This is a genomic window from Sphingomonas sp. (assembly GCF_035714405.1).
Taxonomy (GTDB): domain Bacteria; phylum Pseudomonadota; class Alphaproteobacteria; order Sphingomonadales; family Sphingomonadaceae; genus Sphingomonas.
In genome coordinates, this window is the sequence record NZ_DASTMA010000018.1 from 183,542 (window position 1) to 208,095 (window position 24,554).

The following is a 24,554-nucleotide window of genomic DNA, read 5'->3' on the forward strand; positions in this document are numbered from 1 at the left end:
TCAGTTTCCCTGCGGCAGGACCGCGCGCTGTCGGGCGTCAGCCGCCGTCAGCGCAACCGTCCCTCCACCAGCGCAATCGCCTTTTCCACGCTGGCCTCGATCGACAGGAAGCTGGTGTCGAGCAGCATCGCGTCGTTGGCCATCACCAGCGGCGCGGTCGAGCGGCCGCTGTCACGGGCGTCGCGGGCGCGGATGTCGGCGAGCACCTTGTCGAAGCTGAGCGTCGAGCCGTGGCCCTGCAGCTCGGCGTGGCGGCGACGGGCGCGGATCTGCGGGGTCGCCTTGACGAACAGTTTTGCGGTCGCGTCCGGCGCGATCACCGTGCCGATGTCGCGGCCGTCGAGCACCGCGCCGCCGGGCTGATGCGCGAACCGCTTCTGGCGCGCGAGCAGAGCGGCGCGGACCAGTGGATGAGCGGAGACGATCGAGGCGAGCTGCCCGACCTCGTCGGTGCGCAGCACCGGATCGGCCAGCGTCAACTCGTCGAAGTCGCAGGCGGCGACCGAGTCCGCCTCCTGCGTCGGGTCGAGCTCCAGACGGCGTACCGTCGCGGCGACCGCGCGATAGAGCAGCCCGGTGTCCAGGTGCGGGAGCCGGTAGTGGCGAGCGAGCGCCTTGGCCACCGTGCCCTTGCCCGAGGCCGCGGGTCCGTCGACGGCGATGATCATGCGTTCAGCCAAGTTGGGGACGCGCCGAGACGCGTCATGGTGTGGAGGAAATCCGGGTAGCTGGTTGCGATCGGGCGAACGTCGTCGATCATGATCGGGCGCGTGGCGTACAAGCTCGCGACCGCCATGCTCATGGCGATACGGTGGTCGAGCTGCGTCGCGATGCGGCCGCCGCCGGGCAGGGGCTCGCCACCGGTGCCCTGGATGGTGAGGCCGTCCTCATGCTCGGTGACGGCGACGCCCGCGGTGCCCAGAGCCGTAGCCATGGTTGCGATCCGGTCCGATTCCTTGACGCGGAGCTCGTGCGCGCCGCGCGCGACGGTGCGGCCTTGCGCAAAGGCGGCGGCGACGAAGAGGGCGGGGTACTCGTCGATCATGCTCGGCGCGAGTTCGGGCGGCACGTCGATGGCGGTCAAGGCTGAGTGGCGCACGCGCAGGTCGCCGACCCGCTCGCCGCCGACCTCGCGCTCGTTCTCGACGGTGATGTCGCCCCCCATCATCCGCAGTGCCTGGTAGATGCCGGCGCGGGTCGGGTTAAGCAGGACGTTGGCGATCGAAAGGTCAGAGCCGGGCACGACCAGCGCCGCCACCGTCCAGAAGGCGGCCGACGAGGGGTCGCCGGGGACGACGATATGCTGCGGCTTGAGCTCCGCTTCGCCGGTCAGGCTGATGACGGCGCCGTAATGGCCGGGCTCCACCGTCAGCTCGGCGCCGAAGCCGCGCAGCATTCGCTCGCTGTGGTCGCGGGTCGGCACCGGCTCGATCACGCGGGTGATGCCCGGCGTGTTGAGGCCGGCGAGCAGCACCGCCGACTTGACCTGCGCGGAGGCGACGGGAAGGTGGTACGCGATCGGCACGGCGGGGCAGAGGCCGCGCACCATCAGCGGCATGCGGCCTCCGGGGCTGGCGGTGATGTCCGCACCCATGCGGGACAGCGGCTCGATGACCCGCGCCATTGGCCGGCGCGACAGGCTGGCGTCGCCGGTGAAGGTGGCGGTAATCGGATGCGAGGCGACCAGGCCCATCAGCAGGCGGGTGGACGTGCCCGAATTGCCCATCTCCAGCGCACGGTCGGGTTGGAGCAAGCCGCCGACGCCGACGCCGTGGATGCGCCAGACGCCGTCTTCGTCACGTTTTACGGTCGCGCCCATCGCCTGCATCGCGGCGGCGGTAGCCAGCACGTCCTCGCCCTCCAGCAAGCCCTCGACGCGGCTCTCGCCGACCGCAAGGCTGCCGAACATCACCGCGCGATGGCTGATCGACTTGTCGCCCGGCACGGTGATCCGGCCCCGCAGCGCGCCGCCGGGCGTGATCTGAAAAGGGCGGGGCGTGTCCGGGTGCATCGAGGGCGCGGCTTTTGACAGGGGGGTCTCGCTATGGCAAGGCGCGCGCCACGTCGGCCGGGCAACACGGCCGACGATCAAAATCCGAAAGGCACGACACGGCATGATCAAGCCGGAATGGGGCACGAAACGCACGTGCCCGAAATGCGCGACGCGTTTCTACGATCTTGCGAAGGACGAGCCGGTCACCTGCATCGAGTGCAGCTATGCCTGGAACCCGGAGCCGATCCTCAAGTCCAAGCAGCCGATGGCGTTCGAGGCGGTCAAGGCCGCGGACAAGACGCCAGACGCCGATCTGGAAGGCGGCGAGGAGGATATCGCCGCGATCACGGGCGAGGACGAGGAGCCGAGTGCGGACGACGAAGTTGATCTGGGCGGTGACGACGATCTGGGCGTCGAGACCGGGACCAACGAAGACGAGCATTGAGGTCGAGGCATTGAGGTGAGGGCAGGCGGCATCGCGCCGCTTGCCTTCCCGACGCGCCTCCGTTAGGGGCGCGTTTCCCGGGCGGAAATGGGGCCGTAGCTCAGCTGGGAGAGCGTCGCGATGGCATTGCGAAGGTCTGGGGTTCGATCCCCCACGGCTCCACCACCGCGCAGCCGCCAGACGGATTAGCCCTGCTAATCCGCAGAGCGGCAAGCGCGGCCGACGGGGGGCAAGGTCGACCCGTTGGACCTTAGGACGCGGCTTTGCCGCGGCCCTTCCACCCTCATCACCTCCCCCGCGTCGCCATCGTCGGCCGCACCAGATGATCGACGAAGTTGCGCACCTCGCGGCTGCGATGGGCGGGGTCCACCACCTGCTCATCCACCCCCAGCCGCCACGACAGGTCAACGCGGGTCGGATCGTGGCCGAGCGTCGCGATCAGGTCCGCATGGGCGCCGGCGTCGGTTGCGGAGCGGACCAGCCCATCCTCCATCAGCATCGCAACATCGCGACGCAGCGCCGCGGCGATCTCAATAAGGTTCAGCTCCGGGTGGTATTGCACGCCCCAGAACACGCCGCGATTGTGGCGGATCTCCGCCGCTTGCACTGTCGCCGAGCGGTTGGTCGCGAGCAGGGTCGCGCCTTCGGGTAGCCGGTCGACCTCGTCGCCGTGCAGCGTCGGCGCGTCCCAGGTCGCGGGTCGGCCACGCAGCAGGGGGTGGTCGCGTCCGGCTTCCGTCGCGACGATACGGCGGGCAAAGCCGGCCTCGCGCCGCTTCTCCATCGGACGGACCGCGCCGCCGGCCGCCGCCACCGCCACCTGCAGTCCGGCGCACGAGCCGAAGGACGGCGTGCCCGACGCGAACACCGCGCGCATGAAGGCGATCTGACGTTTCGCCTCGGCGCTCTCCTCATAGACATGGAGCGGCGAGCCGCTGAGGAACACCGCGTCGAACGCCGCGAGTGGTTCCGCGCTCCAGGGAGGGGTGTCCGCATCGGCGGAGGTGGTCAGCAAAGCTTCCGCCGCAGGTTCCAGGTCGCGCAGAAAAGTGACCAGGCTCTCGCCCGCGCTTTGACCGACGCTGGCGCGCCGCTTGTCGCGCGCGCCCGCATCCTCGCTGTCCGCGATCAGGAACCTCACGCCCGCGCCAGCCAATCGGTCAGCCGCAGGTCGGTCGTCGGGCGGATGTCGGCCTTCATGCTCCTGGCCATGATGTCGAGCGCCCAGCCGGTGCGCTGCCGGTCCTCGCTGCCCACCGCGTCGGCGGGCACCCACAGGTCGTACTCGCGCATGTGCGCGTCGGCGGCAGTGAACAGCACGCAGATATCGGCAGCGATGCCGGTCAGCACCAAGCGACGAACCCCGAGCCTGGGCAGAATGGCGGGTAAGTTGGTCGTGTAGAAGCCCGAGAATTGCGGCTTCATCACGAAGAAGTCCTCGTCGCGCGGAGCCAGACGTCGCGAGAGCGCGCGGCCGGGACAGTCCGCTTCGGTCGCCTTGGCGACGACCGCGGCGCGGTCCTCGTGCCAATCGCCGTGATTGTCGTTGACGTAGATGACCGGCACCCCCGCCGCGCTCGCCTGTTCGCGCAAGGACAGGATCCGCTCCCCCGCCGCCGCAGCCGCCCGCAACAGCGCCTCGCCGCCAGCAAAATCCAGCCGGTTGATCATGTCGATGATGAGCAGCGCGCCGGCACCAGGAGAGTCGTCGGGCATCGCGGCTCAGCGTCCGGGCGGGGCATGGGTTCCGGCAGGCTTGCCCCGCGTTAACCCGTTTTCGCTGTCCCGAAGCGGTACACAAGGGCCTTAACCCTCTTTGTGGCTGGTCGAAATCGTAAACGAGACGTTAACGCCTTCGCCATGACCAGACGCCTCGTCACCACTCATGAAGCCGCCCGGCACCCGTTCCGCCGGTCCCTGCCGCCGCCGGTCGTCGCGCTTCCGGCGCACAAGGACGACAGCGATTGGAAGCTGTTCCTGCTCAGCTTCGCCGCTTTCTTTACCTGCTTTTACACGTTCCTGCTTTAGCAGGTCAGCGGTCCGTCGCAGGCGCGGTGGAGGCGCTGCGCGATCCAGGCGGCAACCAGGCACATGGCGGCGACGAGGATCAACAGCTGCGACGCGGTAACGCCCATCGCCATGATCGCCGCGACCACGACCGACCCGATCGTCATCGCGCCCGAATTGACGACGTTGTTCGCCGCCACCGTGCGCGCGGTCTGGTCCTTGGGCACGGTCGTGGTCAGGAAGGCATAGAGCGGCACCACGAACATGCCGCCGAAGATCGCCACCGCCAGCAGCGACGCGACCACCGGGATCGCCTCGGGCTGCGCGATGAACTCGGCGACACCGTAGAGCCGTCCTGCCGGCGCCGGCGTCCATAGCCGCACCGACAGCCACAGCCCGATCACCGCCGCCGCCATCGCGATCACCGATACGGGCGAGTAGCGCGCCGAGATGTCGCCCTTCAGCAGCAGGTTGATGACCACCGATCCGATCGCGACACCGATCGAGAACACGCCCAGCACCAGGCTTGCGACCGAAGCTTGCGCGGTCAGCACGTTCTTCACCAGGGGCGGAAAGGCGATGATCAGCACCGATCCTATCGTCCAGAAGAAGGAGATTGCCAGGATCGCCAGGAACAGGCGGCGGATGTGCATGGTCGCCGAGATCAGCCGCCACGACGCCGTGAACGGGTTCCAGTCGAGCTTGAGCGCCGGCCCGAGCCGTGGCGCCGGCGGGATCTGGCGTGCGGCCAGGTAGCCGACGATCGCGACCAGCATCGTCAGTCCGGCGACCAGCCAGGTTTCATCATAGACCACGCCCGCGACGATCGTGCCCATCAGGATCGACAGGTACGTCCCCGCCTCGACCAGACCGGTGCCGCCGAGCACGTCGTCGTCCTCCAGATGCTGCGGCAGGATCGCATATTTAATCGGGCCGAAAAAGGTCGAGTGGAAAGCAAGGCCCACCACCGCCACCAGCATCAGCGCGATCGGCATGGTCACCGCACCCGTCGCACCCAAGGCGAGCCCGACGCAGCCGACCGCCATGATGCCGATCTCCGCCAGCTTCACCACCCGGATGATCCGCGTCTTGTCGGTCGTATCCGCCAGCTGGCCCGCGAGCGCCGAGAAGAGGAAGAAAGGCAGCACGAACAGCCCGGCGACTAGCGCGTTGAAGAACCCTTCCTGCCGCTCGTCGTTGAAGATCTGATAAGTTGCGAACAGGACCATCGAGGTCTTGAACAGATTGTCGTTGAAGGCGCCTAGAAACTGAGTGGTGAACAGCGGCAGGAACCGGCGCTGCTTGAGCAGACCGAGGGCATTCAGCATGAAGGAACGACCCTCGAACACGGCAACATCCCGGTCGTTTAGCCGAGCCGCTCGCGTCCGCCAACCGTCGGGCTTTGCCCCCGCCGCCAGGCGGGGTATGCAGATCGGCGATGCTGACGCTCCCCAACCTGCTGACCCTGTCGCGGATCGTGGCGCTGCCGCTGCTGGTCGCCCTGCTGTGGTGGCCGCAATGGGAGGCGGGGTATCTCGCGGCCTTCGTCCTTTACTGCCTGATGGGCCTCACCGATTATTTCGACGGCTACCTGGCGCGCGCGCAGGGCGCGGTGTCGCGGCTGGGGGTGTTCCTCGACCCGATCGCCGACAAGATCATGGTCGCGGCCGTCATCCTGATGCTTGTCGGCACCCGCTTCGAGGATCGCGCGATCATCACCGGCATCCACCTGATCGCGGCACTGGTCATCCTGCTGCGCGAGATCGCGGTGAGCGGCCTGCGCGAGTTCCTGGGCGGCATCCAGGTATCGGTCCCCGTATCGCGGCTGGCGAAGTGGAAGACGACGTTCCAGCTCGTGTCGCTCGGCGCGCTGATCCTTGCCGGCGCCCTTCCCGAAGTGGCGTCGATCAAGCAGATCGGGCTGGGAACCCTGTGGGCGGCGGCGGTGCTGACGCTGATCACCGGCTGGGATTATCTGCGCGTCGGTTTGAAGCACATGGATTGACCATGCTGCGGGTGCTCTACTTCGCCTCCGTGCGTGAGGCGGTGGGAGCGGGAGAGGAGCTGCTCGACGTTCCGCCCGACATCGCCACCGTATCCGCCCTGGTCGACTGGCTCGCCACGCTGAGCCCGACGCACCGGGCCGCCTTTGCGGATCGCGAGCGGCTGCGCGCGGCGGTCGACGGGTGCTTCGTGGCGCTCGACGCCGAGCTGGGCCAGCCGGGCGAGGTGGCGCTGTTCCCGCCGGTGACGGGCGGGTGATCCGCATCTCGGTTCAGGCGGCGCCGATCGACTTGGCGGCCGAGCTTGAACACGCCGAGTTGGCGGGGGCGGGTGCGGTCGCGACCTTTACCGGGCTCGTGCGGGCGGACGACGCGGTCGAGCTGCTCGAGCTGGAGCACTATCCGGGTTCCACCGAGGCGGCGCTGCGCGCGCTCGCCGAACAAGCCACGCAGCGCTGGGAGCTGCTGGCTGCGACCGTGGTCCACCGCGTTGGGCCGATGCGGCCGGGTGAGCGCATCGTGTTCGTGGCGACCGCGGCGCCGCACCGCGCGGCGGCGCTGGAGGCCTGCGCTTTCCTGATCGACCGGCTGAAGACGCAGGCGCCGTTCTGGAAGCGCGAGACCCGGGGCGGGGTGGCACGATGGGTCGAGGCGCGCGAGAGCGACGACGCTGCGGCGGAGCGGTGGGGGTGAACGCGATCATGCTCCGGGGCTGCAGGAGCTTGGAAAGTCCAGGCCTCACTTGCGGCGATCGCACGGTGGCGGCGTTCCGGATCAGGTCAGGGCCTGCCACACCGACCAGGCGCTGGTCAGCGTCAGCACCGCACCGACGACGCCGAGGAGCAGCCGTGGCTGCACACGCTTGACCAGCAGCGCCCCCAGCGGCGCCGCCGCGACGCCGCCGATCAGCACGCCCACCGTCGCTTGGGTGAATGCCTGCCAGCCGAGCGTCAGCACGAAAGTGATCGAGATGACGGTGGTGAGCACGAATTCGGCGGTGTTGACGGTTCCGATGGTCAGGCGCGGATTGGCGCCCTGGATCAGCAGGTTGGAGGTGACCACCGGCCCCCACCCGCCCCCGCCCGCCGCGTCGAGGAAACCGCCGACCAGCCCGAGCGGCGCCACCACCTTCGGCTCCCGGCGTTCGGGCGGGATGCCGAACGCGCGGAACAGCAGGTACAGGCCGATCCCGGTCAGATAGATCATCACGAAAGGTCGAGCCGCGTCGCCGCTGATTGACAACAGGTACGCGCCGGTGACGCCGCCGATCACCCCGGGAATGACGAGGCGGCGGAACAGCTTCCAATCGACGTTCCGATGCAAGATGTGGCTGATGCCCGAGGCGGCGGTAGTGAACATCTCGACCAGATGCACCGCCGAGGAGGCGCGGGCAGGGGCGACGCCGAGCGCGCCCACCATCAGGGTGCTGGCAATGACGCCGAACGCCATGCCAAGCGCGCCGTCGACCAGCTGCGCGGCGAAGCCGATCGCCATGAAGGGGAGCAGTCCCGCCCAGTCGATGCTCGTCAGCCAGTCCACGCAAGGTCGCCTCAGCCAGTCCACGCCTGTGTGCACGGCCCCGTCATCTCCCACAACAAAGATAGGCTATGCGGCGCCCGCGCTCGCGCGATGCCGCCCCCTCGCAATCCGGTCCGTTCGCACATAAATGACGGCTGAACGGTGAAGGAATGCCGCGAATGGCGAGCCGCTTGGGGGCCTATCTCGATTCGATCCGCGCGCGCGATCCCGCGCCGCACAGCCGTGCCGAGGTGCTGACCTATCCGGGCGTCTGGGCGCTCGGCTTTCATCGCGTCGCGCACCGGCTCTACCGGCGCCGGCTGTACCTGCTGGCGCGCATGGTCAACCACTGGGCGCGCGCCTGGACCGCGATCGACATCCACCCCGGCGCGGTGATCGGACGCAACTTCTTCATCGATCATGGTTTCGTCGTGATCGGCGAGACGGCGGTGATCGGCGACGACGTGACCATCTATCAATGCGTGACGCTGGGCGGGACGAGCCCCGACAACGGCGTGCGCGGCAAGCGGCATCCGACGCTGAGCGACGGGGTGATCGTCGGCTCGGGTGCGCAGGTGCTGGGTCCGATCACCGTCGGCGCGCGGGCGCGGGTCGGCGCGAATGCGGTCGTCACCAAGGACGTGGCGGAGGGCGCGGTGATGGTGGGGATCCCGGCGCGACCGACGACGGTCGAGGGCGGCAAGGGCGAGACCCGGTTCCTCGCCTATGGCACACCATGCTCCGAGATGTTCGATCCGCAGACCCAGAAGGTCGAGCTGCTGCGCTGCGAGCTGGAGACCTTGCGCAAGCGGCTCGACGCGATGATCGCCGACGAGGAGCAGAAGCGCGCCTAATGGGGATCGTGACTCCGTTCCCGCTGCCGAACCGCGCGACGCAGATCGGGTTCGAGCGGGTGGAGATGACCCGCATCCTCGACCTCTACGGCCGGATGGTCGCGGCCGGGCACTGGCGCGATTACGCGATTGAGTTGGGGCGCGACGCGGCGGTGTTCGCCGCCTTTCGCCGCGCCGCCGAGCGGCCGGAGTTCCGGATCGAGAAGCGGCCTGCGCTGCGCGGCAAGCAGGGCATGTGGGCGCTGATCGGCGAGGGCGGCGCGGTGCTGAAGCGCGGGCACGAACTTGGCCCGGTGCTGGCGCCGGTGGAGCGGCGGCTGATGAAGCTGGTCGAATAATCGCCGTCAGGCGACCGGCCGTTCGTACCAGAATTGCGGATCGCTTCGCGGCAATTGCGCGCGCAGGGGCAGGGGCAGCCGTGCCAACACCAGACGGCGCAGGGCCGTCCAGCGCCAGGTGAGCGCAAGAACGCCCGCGCCCACCGCGATCAACATGGCTGCCGCCGCCGCGCCATCCGTGCTGTGAGTCGCCATGCGCAGGGTGAACAACAACGCGAACACCGCCATCGCGCGTCGGTCCAATACCACCGACAAGAGGATCGCGCCAAGGCAGATCGCCAACGCCATCGCGGTCGCGCCCACGCCGACCTGGCTCGTGGCGACCCAAAGCTGGCCCCAGCCGGTACCTTCAGGCCGGCCGAAAGATCCGCGAAAGAGCGCGGCGATCAGCTGAAAGGCGGCGATCGCGTGCAGCCAATAGGCGACGTCGGCCCGCAGCGTCTGGCGGTACACGTCGCTTGCATCCCACCAAACTGCCGCCACTAGCATCGCCAGCGCGGCGACCAGGGTCCAGCCGGTGACCAGTGCCGACGGTCCGCCTGGCACCGCCGCCATCAGCAGGTGGTCGCCGATCGTGATCGTGGCGAGCAGCGCGGCCGGCATCGCCAACGGCAGCCGGAACCGCTTCCAAAATGCGAAGGACGCAAGCGCGCACCCGCCCGCCACGATCAGCCCACCGCCCGGCGCGATACCCGGCGTCACCGGCTGGCCCAGCGCCGCGCCGGCCAACGTCACCGCGCAGCTGACGGCGAAGAAAACAAAAAGGACGGTGGTCGGTACACTCAACCGACGCGGTGCGAATCGCTCGGCGAGCAGCCACGCCGTCAGCGCGACGGCGGCGGCGCCCCAGGAGCCCAGCAGCGGCTGCGCCACCAGCGCAACGCCGATCATCACGGCCACCACGCCTATCGTCGGCAGCAGGTCCGCGGCGCTCGCGGTATACCGGAAGTGACGGTCGCGACCCAGCGCAGGTGGGTCTGTGCGCCGCGCGGCGACGAAGCGGCGCAGCTTCTGGACATCTGGTTCGCTCAGCGTTCCCGCTGCCACCGCGGCGTCCAGATCGCTGTCGTCGTACATGGACCTAGCCTTCCGCCAATCGGCGCAAGGCTAGGTCCGAAGGCTTGCGGAAGCGTTTACCCGCCCGGCAGCGCCCAGCCGGTCTTGAGCTCGATCTGGCCGGTGCGGTCGTCGATTGCGTTCCAGTTCGCTGGGATACCTTCGGGGGCGAGGTCATCACGCCGCCAGCAGCTTGGCCACCTCCCGGTCCCACTCCCCCGAGCCGAGCAGCGCGCGCACATTATTGAACGAGGCAGGCTCGTCGGGGCCGCCCGCGCTGGCGGCCTCCTCCAAAACCAGGGCGTAGAATTCGGCGGGCGAGCATTGCGCCTTGGCCGCCGCCACTAGCCCGAGTTTCTCGATCGGCACCTTGGGCGTCTGCCATTGCTGGAGGGCGTAGAAGAGGCCGAACCGAAGGCTGTCCTCGTCGGCGAAGCGCGAGGTTGCCGCGAAGGCGGGCAGCACCTTGCCGGCAGCGGTCTGGTCATGCTCCTGGTCGATCGATGTTAGCCAGCCGCGCAGGAACGGCCCCGCACCCGCGTCGATCTCGGCCAGATACAGGGCAGCGTCGCTGAGCGCCGCCTTCCATTGCTCGGGATGCTTGCTGCCGACACCGGACAAGAACATGTCATGAGACTGCGGACGCACCTTCCGCGCCTGCTCGCCATAGCTGTTCAGCAGCGCGCGGAGCGGCGGGACCAAGGCTGCCCGCTCCTCAGGGCCAAAGCTGCGCAGGTGATCAAAGAACTGGCGCTCGCTCCAGCGCTGCCGCCCGCGGTGAAACCGCCAGTCGAGCACGTCGCGAAACAGCAGTGCCGGCAGTCCGGCGGCCATGCGCTGCGCCATCTCGTCGAGCGCCGCGCGGCAGCTTGCGACGTCAAGCTCCGTCAGCCTGATCGGGATGCTCGCCTTGGCTCGGATCTCGGCGCGCATCGCCTTGAGCGCCGCCTCGGGCACCTGCCGCTGCCGAATCGTGGGAGGCGCTTCGCGCCATGGCGTTACCCTGCCGTCGAGGTACACGTCGCGCTCGCGGCCGTTCGGACACATGACTGTCAGCGCGGCGCCATCATGTCGCCAGGCGAGTTGGACGTCCGTCAAGAACCCGAACGGGAAGTCGATGAAGTCCCGCTCTGCCTTGGTGGCTGCAGGGCCACGGTCGCCCGCATAGACGACCTGTCGCTCGCCGTCCCAACGGTCGTACGGAAAGCGCTCCGCCATCCGTTCGATGATTGATCGGAACAATGGCTTGCCCGGCTTCAGCCAAGTTCGGACCAGGCACTCGGGGGTAAGCACTGCGCCCTCTTTGCGGGCGTGGGCAGCGGTATAATCGGCCATCGCAAGCTGACCTTGCTCTCTCCAACTACCATTTCGTTGTACCAGCTCCTGATACTCAGTCGCAGTATGGAAGGCGGCAAGTAGCCGGTGAGTCAGCCGGCCCGTCGCAGTCTCATAAAGCTCGATCGCGACGCCGTAACAGTCCTGAATAGGATTGGCTTGCAGGTCGGGGTGGTTCGCAAAGCTTGGCCGGCCGAGCCCGAACAGCGACCGACCTCGTCCAGCCGGCGCGTGGGCGACCGAGCCCAGATGAACGCGGGCTACCAGCCGGCCATCAGGGCTGCAGGCGGAAGGCCAGGTCTGCTTCTTGCTCACATCGAGGTGCACCGGCCGCAACCGCGAGCCGCCGGCGTGCTCGCCCGCCGCTGGGTCTAGCCGCAGGATCTCGATGCGCTGGGCGTCGAACGGCCCAGTCGCGCCCAGTAGTGCAATCGCATCGCCGCCATCGATCGCGCCGCCCGAGAGCGCTTTGAAGGCACCGAGATCATGGAAACGAGTCTCGCCAGTTTCGAACGACAGTTCCCTCAACTGGGAAGCGAAGCTGCTGAAGTGGAACAGCGACTGCCGCTTTGACGCGAAGAACCATGGCGAGAGGTAAGGGTAGAAAGTATTCGGCTTGCAGCGCACCACCAGTGATCGGTCCGACATGCGCCAGACCGCAAGTTGCTGGCTGCCGAGGGCCAGCAGGTAGTCGTCGCCGATCGGCTCGACCACCTGCACCCGGTCCTCGTCGAGCGGTACGAAGGTCCACGGTGGTGCGCCGTCGCGCTCGACGTGCAGCGCACTGATATTCCACTCGTCGAGATCGGCCTTCGCGATACGCATGCAGCCGCTCTAGAGGCCAAGAGGTTACGGCCGCGTTATCCGTCAGCCGCCCTGCAGCGCCTTGGCCGCCATCATTCCCTGCTCGGCGCCCGTCTTGGGCACGATCTCGCCGCTGCGGTCGGTGATCGCGTCCCAGTTCGCGGCGATGCCTTCGGGCGAGAGGTCGTCGCCGGACAGCAGCTTGCCTGGCGTCAGCGTCACATAGGAGGCGCCGGTGACGCCCGCGCCGCTGGCGACGATCTGGTTGGTGGGGGCATCCTCCGATACCAGGAACAGCGCGGCGGGGACGACCTTTTCCGGCGCGAACAGCTTGAAAGCCTCGGCGGGGAACAGGTCTTCGGTCATGCGGGTGCCCGCGGTCGGCGCGAGCGTGTTGACGCGGATGTTGTTCTTCGCACCCTCGATGTAGAGTGTCTTGGTCAGGCCGGCCAAGCCCATCTTGGCGGCGCCGTAATTGGCCTGGCCGAAATTGCCGAACAGCCCGGTCGACGAGGCGGTCATCAGGACGCGACCGTAATTCTGGTCGCGGAACGTGTCCCAGCACGCCTTCGTCGCGAAGGCGGAGCCGATCAGGTGGACGCGGACGACGAACTCGAAATCCGCCGGCTCCATCTTCGCAAAGGTCTTGTCGCGCAGCACGCCGGCATTGTTGATGAGGACGTGGACGCCGCCCCACTTCTCCTTCGCGCGGGCGACCATGTCGGCCATCTGCTCGTACTCGGCGACGTTGCCACCATTGGACATCGCCTCGCCGCCGGCAGCCTGGATTTCCTCAACCACCTTGAGCGCCGCGTCGGAATGGCCGGTGCCGTCGCGCGAGCCGCCGAGGTCGTTGACCACGACCTTCGCGCCCCGGCGGGCCAGCTCGAGCGCGTATTGGCGACCGAGGCCGCCGCCGGCGCCGGTGACGATGGCGACGCGGCCGTCGAAACGAATGGACATGAGAAAGGGCGCTCCTGCGATGAGAAGCGCCCCTCCTTAATCAGCCGTGATGACGGTGCAACCGGGCTTTAGCGCCGGCGGCGGGCAGCCGGGCGCCGGCGGGCATCGCTCGCCTGCATGCAATTATCGAACTGGCCGGCCTTGCAGATCGGATAGCTGGCGAGCGGCGCGGGCGCCGGATAGGCCTGATCGGGCGACGGCGCCGGCTGGAACGTCACCGTCGCGCCAGCGGGAGGCGGGCCGGACGCGGCCCCACCCTGGGGAGCATAACCCCCCGACCCCTCGCTCGGCGCCGCGTTCATCGGCATGTTGTTGGGCGAAGCCTGCGCAGTGGTCGACGGCGTCGTCGACTGCATGGCGTCATTCGCGGGAGCGGGCGGCTGCGCTGCCTGATCCGCCGAAGTCGCGCCGGCCGGCGCCATCTGGTCAGTGGTGCTCGGCGCGCTGGTGGTCGGAGCACCGGTGGTCGGCGCGGTGGTGGTCTGGCCGCCCGACGTAGCAGGCGAGGTCGGGGCGGTCTGCGCCAGGGCCGGGGTCGCGATGACGGCGGCTGCTGCGAGAAGGAAGGATTTCATGGCGGTTCTCCGAAACGGGAAGCGCTCTCGATCGAACGCATCCCCCTAACGCGCGAGCACCCCGGCTTGTTTCGGCGGCGTCCCGGCCCCCGCTCAGCCCGCCGCGTCCAGGGCATAGCCCGCCGAACGGACGGTGCGGATGATGTCTGGCTTGCCGCTGAGGTTGATCGCCTTGCGCAGCCGCCGGATATGGACGTCCACCGTGCGCGCCTCGATATCGGCGTCGTGGCCCCACACCGCGTCGAGCAGCCGTTCGCGCGAGAACACCCAGCCGGGATGTTCCAGGAAGTGCTTAAGCAAACGGAACTCCGTCGGCCCCAGCGGCACGGTCTCGCCGCCGCGCTTCACCTTGTGGCTGCCGAGGTCCATCTCCAGATCGGCATAGGTCAGCGCCTCGCCCGCCAACGCCGGCCGGACGCGGCGGAGCACCGCGTTGACCCGCGCCACCAGCTCGCGCGGCGAGAAAGGCTTGGTGACGTAATCGTCGGCGCCCGTCTCCAGTCCGCGCACCCGGTCTTCCTCCTCACCGCGCGCGGTGAGCATGATGATTGGCACGTTGGCGGTTTCTGGCGTGCGGCGCAGGCGGCGGCAGACTTCCAGGCCCGAAAGGCCGGCGACCATCCAGTCGAGCAGCACGATGTCCGGGGTGCGCTCGCGCGCGAGCAGCAGCGCTTCCTCGCCGTCGGCGGTCTGCGCGATCTCGAAGTCCTCGCGGCGGAAATGCCAGGTGAGGAGCTCGGCAATGGCTGGATCGTCTTCGACGAGCAGCATGTGAGGCCGTGGCATGCCTTATCCCTTTGGCCGCGGAGACGCGGCTGCGGTCGCACCGGGACTGGCCCGGCGGTGTGACGGTTTCATGACAAAGGTTGGTTCACGGAGTAGGGAGGACGACGGCGACGGTTGTGCCGATGCCGACTTCGCTGGTGATCTGAAGCCGGCCACGATGGCGTTCGACGATATGCTTGACGATCGCCAGCCCGAGCCCGGTGCCGCCCAGCGAGCGGCTGCGGCCCGTGTCGACGCGGTAGAAGCGCTGGGTGAGGCGGGGGATATGCTTGGCCGGGATGCCCTCGCCCTGATCGGAAATGGCGAAGCGGACGCCGGCGCCGGTGCGGCGCAGCGCGATCTCGACCGGCGTGCCTTCGCGCCCGTACTTCATCGCGTTACTGACCAGGTTGTGCATCACTTGCGAAAGCTGCGCGCGGTCGCCGATTACCTTTGGCACGTCGGCGTCGAGCGACAGGATGACGTCACGGCCGCGTCCCGCCCCGGCGGCGACCAGCTCGGCATGCACGTCTTCGGCGAGGTCCACCATGTCGACCTCGTCGCTGGGTAGCCGGTATTTCTCCGCCTCGATCCGCGACAGCGAGATCAGATCCTCGACCAGCCGCTGCATCCTGAGCGCCTCCGCGCCCATGATCGACAGGAAACGCGCGCGTGTTTCCGCATCATCACCTGCGTCCTCCAGCGTTTCGATGAACCCTCGCACGGCCGCCAACGGGGTACGGAGCTCGTGACTGGCGTTGGCGACGAAATCGACGCGCATCCGCTCGGCCGCGTGGCTCTCGGTCTGGTCGATCAGGTGGACGAGCCGCCGCCCGCCGCCGATCGCATTGACCCGCATCTGCCAACGCTGGTTGAGCGGGCCCAAGCCCTTCAGCTCCACCGGCGCGCCATCGCCGCCGAGATCGAGATCGCTCAGCAGTTCGGCGGCGGCAGGGTGGGGGATCGCCTCGCGCACGTCCTGGCCGACGATCTGCGCGCCCATTACGGTCGTCGCGGCGCGGTTCGCTAGCGTCACGGTGACGCCCTCGACCAGCAGCACGGGCTCCGCGACGGCGTCCAGCACGTCCGCGAGCGCGGGGCCGCCCGGCTGAACCGGTATGGGCAGGTCCGACCGCCGCCGGGTGAGCGCCAGCGCGGCGACGCCCGCCGCAATGCTTGCCGCACCCAGCACCATGGCGGGCCATCGTTGATCGAGTCGCATGTCCCGCTGCGCTACACCAGCGTCCGTGCGGCGACCAGCACGCGCCTTGCCCACCCTTCAGCTTTGTGAAACAGCTGCGCCGTAAAGGGTAACGAGATGAGCGACGACGGCACGCCCGAAAAGACCAGCACGTCGCCCGCCCTGGGCCGCCGTGCGCTGATGCTGGGCGCGGTCGGCGCCAGCGCGGTGCTGTCGATCCGACCGGCGCTGGCGCAGACCGCCGGGTCGGTGCTGGCCTGCGAGATCCCGGTGCCCGATCCGGCCCGCGCCGGCAGCTACATCGCCCCCGACGGCGCGACGGTCGCCTCGGGTACGCCGGGTGCGTTCGCGCCGCCAGGGCGCGCGTTCAGGGGGGAGGAGGTCAAGCGCGCGCTCTCCGGTGCGCAGCAGCTGCCGGGCACGACTCGCGAGGCGAACCAGGCCTATCTCAACTATATCCGCCGGCTCCAGCGTGGGCAGGGCGGCTTCACCTGCTTCGCCTCGTTGCAGATGCCGCGCGGCTGACAGCCGTGACCACCTATCGCGCCGCGCCGACCGAGGCGTGGGTCGCGGTTGAGCTCGAGCCCTTCACCGCCCTTTATCACCGGCCGTCCGGCAGCACCCATCTGCTGGTGGAGCCCGCGCCGCAGCTCCTGGAGGCGTTGGCGGGCGAAGGGCTGACGCTGGCGGCGCTGCGGGCGCGGCTGGAGGCGATGTTCGACCTGGCCGACGGCGATGATGCGGTGCTGGAGGCGCGGTTGGAGGAGTTGGTGGCGGCAGGCCTTGTCGCTGTCGCATGAGGCATGCGCATAGCCTGAAGGTGGGACCGGTGGGGTTCCGGATCGGCAGCGACCGGGCGGAGCCCCCGGCGCAGTTGCGAGCGTTATACGCCGGGTATCCTGCAGCGGACGTGCCCGACTTCACCGTGCGGCTGGCCGCGCCGCGGCCCTGGCGCCGGTGGCTGCGGCCGCAGGTCGCGATCGGCGGCGATCTGACGCTGCCGGGTGCGGTGCCGCTGCCGCTCGCACAGGGGCTGCTCGCGGCCGAGATGGCGATGAACCTGCAGGTGGCGCTCGGCTGGCGCAGGCATCTGCTGCTCCACGCATCGGTGGTCGAGCGCGACGGGCGCGCGGTGGTGATGACCGGCGAATCCGGCGCGGGCAAGTCGACGCTGGCGGCGTTGCTGATGGGGCAAGGCTGGCGGTTGCTCGGCGACGAGTTCGCGATGCTGGCGCCCGACACCGGGCTGCTGCACCCGCATCCGCGCCTCGTCAGCCTCAAGAACGAAAGCGTCGCGGCGGTCGCGGCGGCGATCCCGGACGCGACCTGGGGCCCATGGCTGCGCGCGACGCCCAAGGGCGACATCCGGCATCTGGTGCCCGACGCGCGTTCGCGGGTATTGGCCGATGTACCGGCACGTCCCGCCCTGTTGCTCTTCCCGCGGTTCGGCGCCGCCTTCGCGACCCGCCGGATGCTGCCGAGCGAAGCGTTCGTGCGGTTGACCCAGGCTTCGACCAACTATGTCAACCTGGCCGAGTTGGGGTTCTTGGCGTTGACGAGCTTCGTCCGGCAAGTCCCTGCTATCGCGGTCGATTACCCCGACGGTGTTACCGGTGTGCGGGCGGTGGAGGATCTGTGCGCGGCGCTCTGAGCCTGGTCCGGGCGCTCGCCGGGCCAGGCAGCATCGCGGCGCTGGACGGCGCGAGCTGGACGGGGATGCTCACCGTCGCGCGAGCCGAGCAGTTGCTCGGAACGCTGGCGCATCGGCTCGACGGACTGCCGGTGCCGGACTCGGTCGCCGGCATCCTCGCCGACGCGAAACGCTGGGCCGAACATGAGCGTCGCACAGCGTTGTGGGAAGCGGAGATGGCGCGCCGCGCGCTCGCACCGCTGCAGGTGTCGGTCGTGCTGCTCAAGGGCACGGCCTATGCCGCCGCCGGGCTGATGGCCGGGCAGGGGCGGAGCATCGGCGACCTCGACCTGCTGGTGCCGCGCGATCGGCTCGACGCCGCCGAGGCGGCGCTGCTCGCGAACGGGTGGGAGTGGGTTAAGCCCGATCCCTATGACGATGCCTATTACCGCCGTTGGATGCACGAGCTGCCGCCGCTGATCCACCGCGAGCGCGACCGCATGGCCGATGTCCACCACACCATCCTGCCGCTGACCGCGCAGGCGAAACCGGATCCGGCGGTACTGATCGCGAATGCGGTTGAGCTGGGCGGCGGGCTGTCGGCGCTCTCGCCCGAGCACATGGTGGTCCACGCCGCGGCGCATCTCTTTGCGGATGGCGATCTCGCCGGGGGCTTGCGCAACCTTTGGGATATCGACCGGCTGTGCCGCGAGTTCGCCGATCGGCAGGAGGATTTCTATCTCAGCGTCGTGGAGGAAGCCTTCTTCCTTCAACTCGGCCCTGCAGTGCTGCGGGCGCTGCGGCTGACGCAGGCGCTCTACGGTACGCCCGTTCCGCCTTACACCTCACCGCTCCTGATCGACCCGCGCTGGAGTCGTGCAGACCGGCTGTTCCTGCGCCGGCTGCTCGCTCGCGACGATTGGGGCAGGGCGGCGCGCCCGGTGACGCGGGCGATCTTCTATGCCCGCTCGCACTGGCTGCGCATGCCACCGGCGATGTTGGCGCGTCACTTGTGGACCAAGTGGCGGCGTCGGGATGGCGCGTAGGATTGACTGAGCGCGGCCGCGAGTCGGCACCCCTGCCACTATGGTTTTGGCAACCACTTCGTGGCAGCAGCGTCGCCATGACCAACGCTCTCGCAGTCATCATCCTTGCCGCCGGCAAGGGCACACGGATGAAGTCGGACCTGCACAAGGTGCTCCATCCGCTGGGCGGGCGGCCGATGTTGCTCCATCTTCTTCACACCGCGCGCGAGCTGGCGCCCGAGCGCACCGTCGTGGTGACCGGCGCCGGTCGGGATCAGGTCGATGCGGCCCTGGCGGCGACGGGCGCGACGACGGCGTTGCAGGGTGAGCAGCTGGGCACCGGCCACGCGGTGCGGCAGGCCGAGGCGGCACTGACCGGTTTTGCGGGCGACGTGCTGATCCTTTACGGTGACGTGCCGCTGGTAACAGCATCGACGATGCGACGGATGATCGAGCGGCTGCATGCGCCCGACGCGCCGGCGACGGTGGTCCTAGGCTTCCGCCCCACCGATCCCGCCGCTTATGGGCGGGTGATCGCCACCACCGAGGGGCGAATCCAGCGCATGGTCGAGTTCAAGGATGCCTCGTCCGAAGAACGGGCCGTAACACTTTGCAATTCCGGCTTGATGGCCGCGCGCGCCGACGACCTGTTCGCGCTGCTGGCGCGGGTCGGCAACGATAATGCCGCGGGTGAATATTATCTGCCCGACATCGTCATGCACGCCGAGCGCCCCTCGGCCGTGATCGAAACGGCCGCAAACGAGGTCGCCGGCGTCAACAGCCGCGCGGAACTGGCGGCGGTGGAAGCGGCCTGGCAGGTCGAACGGCGGTTGCAGGCCATGGCCGACGGGGTGTCGCTGGTCGCGCCCGAAACGGTGTGGTTCGCGCACGACACGGTGCTCGGCCGCGACGTGCTGATCGAACCGAACGTGGTCTTCGGCCCCGGCGTTGCGGTGGCGGAGGGCGCGGTCATCCGCGCCTTCAGCCATCTCGAGGGCGCCACCATTGGAGAGGGCGCCGAAGTCGGTCCCTATGCCCGCCTGCGCCCGGGCGCGGTGCTGGGACGTAAGGCCAAGGTGGGCAATTTCGTCGAGGTCAAAAAGGCGACGCTGGGCGAGGGCGCCAAGGCGAGCCACTTGAGCTATCTGGGCGATGCCGAGATCGGTGCGGGCGCGAACATCGGTGCGGGCACGATCACCTGCAATTACGACGGCTTCTTCAAATACCGTACGAAGATCGGCGCAGGTGCCTTTATCGGCTCCAACTCCGCCCTGGTCGCACCTGTCACGATTGGTGGCGGCGCGATCGTCGGCGCCGGCAGCGTGGTGACGCAGGATGTGGAACCGGACGCGCTGGCTCTGGTCCGCCCACCACAAAAGGCGAAGCCGGGTTGGGCGAAGCGGTTCCGGGACGTGATGAGTGCCCGCAAACGCAACGACGATTGACATGATATATAGGTATGATATCAAAAACCGAATGCGGACCCTGATCGACATCCCCGACGACGTGATCGCCAGTCTCGACGCCTTGGCGCAGCAGAACAAGCGGTCGCGCGCCGCGGAGGTGCGCGACGCATTGAGCAATCATGTCCGCGATCGCACGCGCAACGACTGGATCGCGAAGGGTGCGGGGTATTGGAAGCACCGGACTGATGTCGGCGATGGGCTCGCCTATCAGGAAAGGGTGCGCAACAGCCGTGACCCGCTGTCGTAGCGCGTGGCACATCCCTTCTTCGACACGAACATCCTGATCGACTGGTTGCTTGATCGTCCCGAGGCGCAGGCGGAGCTGTCGCGATATGCCGGTCATCGCATCAGCCGGGTCGTCTGGACAGAGGTGCTTGCGGGCGAGCCGCCTGCGCGGCGCCAGGGTGTCCGTGCGCTGCTGCTGCCGTTTGAGGTGGTCGAGGTGGATGAGCGGATCGCCGTCGCTGCGGCGGATGTTCGCCACCGCATGCGCATGAAGCTGATGGACGCCTACATCCTCGCTACGGCGCAGGTGAACGGCGCCATCCTCGTCACTCGCAACACCCGCGATTTCCCGGCGCAAATGCCCGGTATTCGTGTACCTTACACCCTATAGCTTCGAGGCGTTCACATGTGCGGCATCGTCGGTATTCTCGGCCAGGAAGACGTGGCGGAGCGTCTGCTCGAAGGGCTCAAGCGGCTTGAATATCGCGGCTATGACTCCGCCGGGATCGCCACCGTCCATGGCGGCGCGATCGACCGGCGGCGCGCGTCGGGCAAGCTGAAGAACCTAGCCGCCGAGCTCGGTCGCCACCCGCTGTCCGGCGCGACCGGCATCGCGCATACCCGCTGGGCGACGCATGGCGGGCCGACCACCGAGAACGCGCACCCGCATGCGACCGAGCATGTGGCGGTAGTGCACAACGGCATCATCGAGAACTTCAAGCCGCTGCGCGAGGCGCTAGAGGCGCGCGGACGCGTGTTCACCAGCCAGACGGACACGGAGGTCGTGGCGCACCTGGTCAGCGAGCGGGTGGAGGCCGGCGACGATCCAGTCGCCGCCGTGCGCGCGGTGCTGCCACAGCTGCGCGGCGCCTTCGCCCTCGCCATTCTGTTCCGGGCGCATCCGGACCTGCTGATCGGCGCGCGGCTCGGCTCCCCCCTGGTGGTCGGGTATGGCGCGGACGACGAAGGCGACGAGCTCTACCTGGGCTCCGATGCGCTGGCGCTGGCGCCGCTGACGCAGCGGATCGCCTATCTCGACGAGGGCGACTGGGTGGTGCTGACCCGAGACGGCGCCGCCATTTACGATAGCGAGAATCGTCCCGTCGAACGCGCTGTCGTCAACTCGGGCGTGACCGGCGAACTGATCAGCAAGGGCAATCATCGCCACTTCATGCTGAAGGAGATCTACGAGCAGCCGATTGTCGTCGCGCAGACGCTGAAATCTTATCTGCAGCGGCTCGAGGAGCGGGTGACGCTGCCGATCCCTGATGATTTCGACCTCGCCGCGGTCGGGCGGGTGACGATCGTTGCCTGCGGGACGAGCTTCTATGCCGGCATGGTCGCGAAATACTGGTTCGAGCAGTTCGCGCGCGTTCCCGTCGACCTCGATGTCGCATCCGAGTTCCGCTATCGCGCGCCGGTGATGGAGGATGGCGGGCTGATGATCGTCATCAGCCAGTCGGGCGAAACGGCCGATACGCTGGCGGCGATGCGTCATGCGCAGGCGGAGGGGCAAAAGATCGCGGCGGTGGTCAACGTGCCCACCAGCACGATGGCGCGCGAGGCGGACCTGTTGCTGCCGACCCATGCCGGGCCGGAGATCGGCGTCGCCAGCACCAAGGCCTTCACTTGCCAGCTCGCGGTGCTGGCCGCGCTCGCCGCCAATTTCGCGCGCGCCAAAGGCCGGCTGACGCCCGAGCAGGAGCGCGAGATCGTCGAGCATCTGGCCGAGGCGCCGGCCGCGCTCAATGCCGCACTGTCGCACGACGAGGAGATTGCCGCGATGGCGCCGAGCGTCGCCGGCGCGCGTGACGTCCTTTATCTGGGGCGTGGCACCGACTATCCGCTCGCCCTGGAAGGTGCGCTGAAATTGAAGGAAATCAGTTACATCCACGCCGAAGGTTATGCCGCGGGCGAGATGAAGCACGGGCCGATCGCGCTGATCGACGAAGCCGTGCCGGTGATCGTCATCGCGCCGTCCGGGCCGTTGTTCGAAAAAACCGTCAGCAACATGCAGGAAGTGCAGGCGCGCGGCGGCAAGGTGGTGCTGATCAGCGACGCCAGGGGCATCGCCGCCGCCGGTCACGATTGTCTCGCGACGATCGAGATGCCCGAGGCGCACCCGCTGATCGCACCGCTCGTCTATGCCGTTCCCGTCCAGCTGTTGGCCTATCACGTCGCCGTCGCCAAGGGCACGGACGTCGACCAGCCACGCAACTTGGCGAAGAGCGTTACGGTGGAATAACAGCCGCCTACCGCGTGACTTCCACGAGCTGTTTGAACATCACGGCATGCCTTTGCCGCCATTCGCGCCGAAGGTGGAGCCGGTGGTATATGTGGTCTCATCCGAAGCCAGCGTGACGAACAGCGCCGCGATCTCCGCAGGTTGACCGGCGCGCTGCAGGGGCCGATCGGGATCGTGGCCGAACTCGCCCATCTTGCCCGGCAGCTGTCCGCCCGCGACCTGGAGCGGCGTCCAGAACGGACCGGGCGCGATCATATTGACGCGGATGCCCTGCTTGGCGAGCTGCTTCGCCAGCGCGCGGGTGAAGATGTGGATGGCACCCTTGGTCGAGGCATAAGCGAGCAGCTCCTCCTCAGGATCGAAGGAGTTGACGGAGCCGACGTTGATGATCGACGCGCCGGGCTTCAGGTGCGGGATCGCGGCCTTGGAAAGACGGAAGGGCGCGTAGATGTTGGTCTTGAAGGTGCGATCGAATTCCTCGTCCGGCACCTCGAAGATGGTCTTCTTCGACTGCTGATAGGCGGCGTTGTTGACCAGGATGTCCAGCCCGCCGAGCCCAGCGACGGCACGCGCGACGATCGTCTTGCAGCCGTCCTCGCTGCGCAGATCCATGGGGATCGCCACCGCCTTGCGCCCGGCCCGGCGGATCAGATCCACCACCTCGCGCGCGTCGGGCTCTTCTGTCGGATAATAGTTGATCGCGACGTCCGCGCCTTCGCGGGCATAGGCGATGGCGGCGGCGCGGCCGATGCCGGAATCGCCGCCAGTGATCAGCGCGCGCCGCCCGGTGAGCTTGCCCGAGCCGGTGTAGCTGACCTCGCCGCAGTCCGGCCGCGGCGTCATCTTGGATTGCAGCGCCGGCCAGGGCTGGCGCTGCTCGGGAAAGCGCTCGGTGGTGTAGGCGGTGCGGGGATCGCGCATCGGCACGGCACCGGCATTCCCTTGCGCGAGCGTGGGGGCCGCTGCCGCGGCGACGCCGAGGGCGGCGCCTCCCAGGACCGTACGGCGGGTGGTGTCTGACGTCATGGCGGCGCTCCCGGAATTGTCTGGCGGGTGAACGCGATGGGCCGCGATTGGTGCCGCCTTGGCATCGCGATCGGCATCGGCCACAACATAGGTGATGGAGAGCGCGCCCCTCGTCGCCGGTGTGGAGCTGGGCGGCACTAAATGCGTGGTGATCCTGGGCAATGGGCCCGACGCCGTCGAAGAGGAGGTTCGCCTCCCCACGACCACGCCGGCCGAGACGCTGGCGGGCATCGAGGCGGTGCTCGACCGCTGGATCGGCTTCGCAGGCCTGGGCGTTGCCAGTTTCGGGCCGATCGGCGTCGACCGGGCGGGTGCCGATTGGGGTCAGGTGACGGTCACGCCCAAGCCGGGCTGGGCGCACACGGACATCGGCCGGCGGCTGAGGCGGCGGTACGGTGTTCCGGTCGGCTTCCACACCGACGTGGTGGGCGCGGCGCTGGCTGAGGCGCGTTGGGGCGCGGCGGCGGGGCTGGACGATGTTGCTTATGTCACGGTCGGTACCGGCATCGGGGTTGGGCTGATCGCGGGCGGCAAGCCGGTCGACGGGTTGACGCACCAGGAGCTTGGCCATTTTCGACCGCTGCGGTTGCCAGGCGACGAGTGGATCGGTTCTTGTCCCTTTCACGGCGCCTGTCTGGAGGGGCTCGCTTCCGGTCCGGCGATCGCCGCACGGGCGGGGCGCAAGGCGGAAGATCTCGAGACGGACGATCCTGTTTGGGAGGGCGTCGTCCATGCCCTGGGACAGTTGCTGCACCTGCTGGTGCTGACCGGCGTACCGCGGCGGATCGTGATGGGCGGCGGCGTGATGACCGGGGCGGGTCACCTGCTGCCGCGCATCCGGGCCGCGATGACCCGAAGCCTGGCCGGCTATTCGATGCTACCGGAGGTGGCCATCGCCGATACGTTCGTCGTGCCCGCAGGGCTCGGCGACCGCGCCGGTCCGATCGGCGCGATCCTGCTCGGGCAGCAGGCTTTAACGGCGCTTTAACCGTGTCGTCTTACCCGAAGTGAACCGTGCCGGGAGCCTCATCTCGCGCGCCGACCAGTGGGAAGAGCCGCCTTGCAGACCGAAGCCGCGCC

General features: G+C 68.5%; 29 protein-coding genes and 1 tRNA gene. 17 read left to right on the forward strand and 13 right to left on the reverse strand.

The genetic code is table 11. The features are described 5' to 3' along the window. Positions 1–47: 47 nt before the first annotated feature. Together cmk and aroA are read right to left on the reverse strand one after the other, a co-directional pair. Positions 48–668: a (d)CMP kinase gene (gene cmk, locus VFQ64_RS07765; protein WP_325102725.1), complete on the reverse strand. Its 621-nt coding sequence runs from the start codon at positions 666–668 to the stop codon at positions 48–50. Continuing rightward, on the reverse strand, positions 665–2,011 hold the full coding sequence (gene aroA / locus VFQ64_RS07770; protein WP_325102726.1) for a 3-phosphoshikimate 1-carboxyvinyltransferase: 1,347 nt from the start codon (positions 2,009–2,011) through the stop codon (positions 665–667). Before aroA ends, cmk begins: the two co-directional genes overlap by 4 nt. A 103-nt stretch (positions 2,012–2,114) precedes the next feature. On the opposite strand from aroA, the gene VFQ64_RS07775 reads away from it, so the two are divergent. Beyond that, positions 2,115–2,438: a TIGR02300 family protein gene (locus VFQ64_RS07775; protein ID WP_325102727.1), complete on the forward strand. Its 324-nt coding sequence runs from the start codon at positions 2,115–2,117 to the stop codon at positions 2,436–2,438. A gap of 89 nt (positions 2,439–2,527) precedes the next feature. Beyond that, positions 2,528–2,603 (forward strand) — tRNA-Ala (locus tag VFQ64_RS07780). A 121-nt stretch (positions 2,604–2,724) separates the two neighbouring features. Here the strand turns inward: VFQ64_RS07780 and VFQ64_RS07785 are convergent. After that, complete coding sequence (locus VFQ64_RS07785) at positions 2,725–3,579, reverse strand: glutamine amidotransferase-related protein (RefSeq protein ID WP_325102728.1); 855 nt, start codon at positions 3,577–3,579, stop codon at positions 2,725–2,727. Continuing rightward, positions 3,576–4,154: an isochorismatase family cysteine hydrolase gene (locus tag VFQ64_RS07790; protein WP_325102729.1), complete on the reverse strand. Its 579-nt coding sequence runs from the start codon at positions 4,152–4,154 to the stop codon at positions 3,576–3,578. The genes VFQ64_RS07785 and VFQ64_RS07790 overlap by 4 nt, the downstream gene beginning before the upstream one ends. 144 nt (positions 4,155–4,298) lie before the next feature. Here VFQ64_RS07790 and VFQ64_RS07795 point away from each other — a divergent pair, with 144 nt between their 5' ends. After that, complete coding sequence (locus VFQ64_RS07795; RefSeq protein ID WP_325102730.1) at positions 4,299–4,466, forward strand: hypothetical protein; 168 nt, start codon at positions 4,299–4,301, stop codon at positions 4,464–4,466. Here the strand turns inward: VFQ64_RS07795 and VFQ64_RS07800 are convergent. Further along, positions 4,463–5,773 (reverse strand): MFS transporter, encoded by a 1,311-nt coding sequence (locus VFQ64_RS07800; RefSeq protein ID WP_325102731.1) that lies wholly within the window; start codon positions 5,771–5,773, stop codon positions 4,463–4,465. The genes VFQ64_RS07795 and VFQ64_RS07800 overlap by 4 nt on opposite strands. Before the next feature lie 110 nt (positions 5,774–5,883). On the opposite strand from VFQ64_RS07800, the gene pgsA reads away from it, so the two are divergent. Genes pgsA through VFQ64_RS07815 form a run of 3 tightly spaced genes read left to right on the forward strand, consistent with a single transcriptional unit; the run spans position 5,884 to position 7,141 of the window. Then, positions 5,884–6,450, forward strand: coding sequence for a CDP-diacylglycerol--glycerol-3-phosphate 3-phosphatidyltransferase (pgsA, locus tag VFQ64_RS07805; RefSeq protein ID WP_325102732.1), 567 nt, complete (start codon positions 5,884–5,886; stop codon positions 6,448–6,450). A 2-nt stretch (positions 6,451–6,452) separates the two neighbouring features. Continuing rightward, positions 6,453–6,707, forward strand: a complete 255-nt coding sequence (gene moaD, locus VFQ64_RS07810; protein WP_325102733.1) for a molybdopterin converting factor subunit 1 — start codon at positions 6,453–6,455, stop codon at positions 6,705–6,707. Further along, positions 6,704–7,141 carry a molybdenum cofactor biosynthesis protein MoaE gene (locus tag VFQ64_RS07815; protein WP_325102734.1) on the forward strand — a complete coding sequence of 146 codons (438 nt, stop codon included), beginning with the start codon at positions 6,704–6,706 and terminating at the stop codon, positions 7,139–7,141. Before moaD ends, VFQ64_RS07815 begins: the two co-directional genes overlap by 4 nt. Positions 7,142–7,222: 81 nt before the next feature. Here VFQ64_RS07815 and VFQ64_RS07820 read toward each other — a convergent pair whose 3' ends face one another. After that, positions 7,223–7,942, reverse strand: coding sequence for a sulfite exporter TauE/SafE family protein (locus tag VFQ64_RS07820; RefSeq protein WP_325103414.1), 720 nt, complete (start codon positions 7,940–7,942; stop codon positions 7,223–7,225). Between the two features lie 203 nt (positions 7,943–8,145). Between VFQ64_RS07820 and epsC the strand changes: the two genes are divergently transcribed. Next, positions 8,146–8,820, forward strand: a complete 675-nt coding sequence (gene epsC, locus VFQ64_RS07825; RefSeq protein ID WP_325102735.1) for a serine O-acetyltransferase EpsC — start codon at positions 8,146–8,148, stop codon at positions 8,818–8,820. Further along, the gene (locus tag VFQ64_RS07830; RefSeq protein ID WP_325102736.1) at positions 8,820–9,158 is read left to right on the forward strand and encodes a DUF2794 domain-containing protein; all 339 of its coding nucleotides are present in this window, start codon (positions 8,820–8,822) and stop codon (positions 9,156–9,158) included. The genes epsC and VFQ64_RS07830 overlap by 1 nt, the downstream gene beginning before the upstream one ends. 6 nt (positions 9,159–9,164) lie before the next feature. Here VFQ64_RS07830 and VFQ64_RS07835 read toward each other — a convergent pair whose 3' ends face one another. The 6 genes from VFQ64_RS07835 to VFQ64_RS07860 all read right to left on the reverse strand — a co-directional run bounded on the left by VFQ64_RS07835 (position 9,165) and on the right by VFQ64_RS07860 (position 15,878). Continuing rightward, positions 9,165–10,235 (reverse strand): hypothetical protein, encoded by a 1,071-nt coding sequence (locus tag VFQ64_RS07835; protein ID WP_325102737.1) that lies wholly within the window; start codon positions 10,233–10,235, stop codon positions 9,165–9,167. 156 nt (positions 10,236–10,391) lie between these two features. Next, entirely contained in the window at positions 10,392–12,374 is a 1,983-nt protein-coding gene (locus VFQ64_RS07840; RefSeq protein ID WP_325102738.1) for a hypothetical protein, read from the reverse strand. A 42-nt stretch (positions 12,375–12,416) separates the two neighbouring features. Next, positions 12,417–13,316 carry an SDR family NAD(P)-dependent oxidoreductase gene (locus VFQ64_RS07845; protein WP_325102739.1) on the reverse strand — a complete coding sequence of 300 codons (900 nt, stop codon included), beginning with the start codon at positions 13,314–13,316 and terminating at the stop codon, positions 12,417–12,419. 68 nt (positions 13,317–13,384) lie between these two features. Further along, the gene (locus tag VFQ64_RS07850; protein ID WP_325102740.1) at positions 13,385–13,891 is read right to left on the reverse strand and encodes a hypothetical protein; all 507 of its coding nucleotides are present in this window, start codon (positions 13,889–13,891) and stop codon (positions 13,385–13,387) included. Positions 13,892–13,984: 93 nt separating this feature from the next. Further along, positions 13,985–14,677 carry a phosphate regulon transcriptional regulator PhoB gene (gene phoB / locus VFQ64_RS07855; RefSeq protein WP_325102741.1) on the reverse strand — a complete coding sequence of 231 codons (693 nt, stop codon included), beginning with the start codon at positions 14,675–14,677 and terminating at the stop codon, positions 13,985–13,987. 85 nt (positions 14,678–14,762) lie between these two features. Next, positions 14,763–15,878 (reverse strand): ATP-binding protein, encoded by a 1,116-nt coding sequence (locus VFQ64_RS07860; protein WP_325102742.1) that lies wholly within the window; start codon positions 15,876–15,878, stop codon positions 14,763–14,765. 96 nt (positions 15,879–15,974) lie between these two features. Here VFQ64_RS07860 and VFQ64_RS07865 point away from each other — a divergent pair, with 96 nt between their 5' ends. From VFQ64_RS07865 to glmS, 8 genes are all read left to right on the forward strand, one after another. After that, positions 15,975–16,382, forward strand: coding sequence for a hypothetical protein (locus VFQ64_RS07865; protein WP_325102743.1), 408 nt, complete (start codon positions 15,975–15,977; stop codon positions 16,380–16,382). 5 nt (positions 16,383–16,387) lie between these two features. Then, a complete protein-coding gene (locus VFQ64_RS07870) occupies positions 16,388–16,657 on the forward strand; it encodes an HPr-rel-A system PqqD family peptide chaperone (RefSeq protein WP_325102744.1) in 270 nt (89 codons plus the stop codon). Continuing rightward, complete coding sequence (locus tag VFQ64_RS07875; protein WP_325102745.1) at positions 16,654–17,508, forward strand: HprK-related kinase A; 855 nt, start codon at positions 16,654–16,656, stop codon at positions 17,506–17,508. Before VFQ64_RS07870 ends, VFQ64_RS07875 begins: the two co-directional genes overlap by 4 nt. Continuing rightward, a complete protein-coding gene (locus VFQ64_RS07880) occupies positions 17,493–18,533 on the forward strand; it encodes a nucleotidyltransferase family protein (protein ID WP_325102746.1) in 1,041 nt (346 codons plus the stop codon). Before VFQ64_RS07875 ends, VFQ64_RS07880 begins: the two co-directional genes overlap by 16 nt. Positions 18,534–18,610: 77 nt before the next feature. Then, positions 18,611–19,957, forward strand: coding sequence for a bifunctional UDP-N-acetylglucosamine diphosphorylase/glucosamine-1-phosphate N-acetyltransferase GlmU (gene glmU / locus VFQ64_RS07885; protein WP_325102747.1), 1,347 nt, complete (start codon positions 18,611–18,613; stop codon positions 19,955–19,957). A 31-nt stretch (positions 19,958–19,988) separates the two neighbouring features. After that, on the forward strand, positions 19,989–20,225 hold the full coding sequence (locus VFQ64_RS07890) for a CopG family transcriptional regulator (RefSeq protein WP_325102748.1): 237 nt from the start codon (positions 19,989–19,991) through the stop codon (positions 20,223–20,225). Positions 20,226–20,228: 3 nt separating this feature from the next. Further along, positions 20,229–20,594 (forward strand): type II toxin-antitoxin system VapC family toxin, encoded by a 366-nt coding sequence (locus VFQ64_RS07895; protein ID WP_325102749.1) that lies wholly within the window; start codon positions 20,229–20,231, stop codon positions 20,592–20,594. Between the two features lie 15 nt (positions 20,595–20,609). Continuing rightward, on the forward strand, positions 20,610–22,448 hold the full coding sequence (gene glmS / locus VFQ64_RS07900; protein ID WP_325102750.1) for a glutamine--fructose-6-phosphate transaminase (isomerizing): 1,839 nt from the start codon (positions 20,610–20,612) through the stop codon (positions 22,446–22,448). A gap of 39 nt (positions 22,449–22,487) precedes the next feature. Here the strand turns inward: glmS and VFQ64_RS07905 are convergent, their stop codons facing one another. After that, positions 22,488–23,474 (reverse strand): SDR family oxidoreductase, encoded by a 987-nt coding sequence (locus VFQ64_RS07905; protein ID WP_325102751.1) that lies wholly within the window; start codon positions 23,472–23,474, stop codon positions 22,488–22,490. Between the two features lie 94 nt (positions 23,475–23,568). Here VFQ64_RS07905 and VFQ64_RS07910 point away from each other — a divergent pair, with 94 nt between their 5' ends. Then, complete coding sequence (locus VFQ64_RS07910; RefSeq protein ID WP_325102752.1) at positions 23,569–24,462, forward strand: ROK family protein; 894 nt, start codon at positions 23,569–23,571, stop codon at positions 24,460–24,462. The last annotated feature ends 92 nt before the right edge of the window (positions 24,463–24,554 follow it).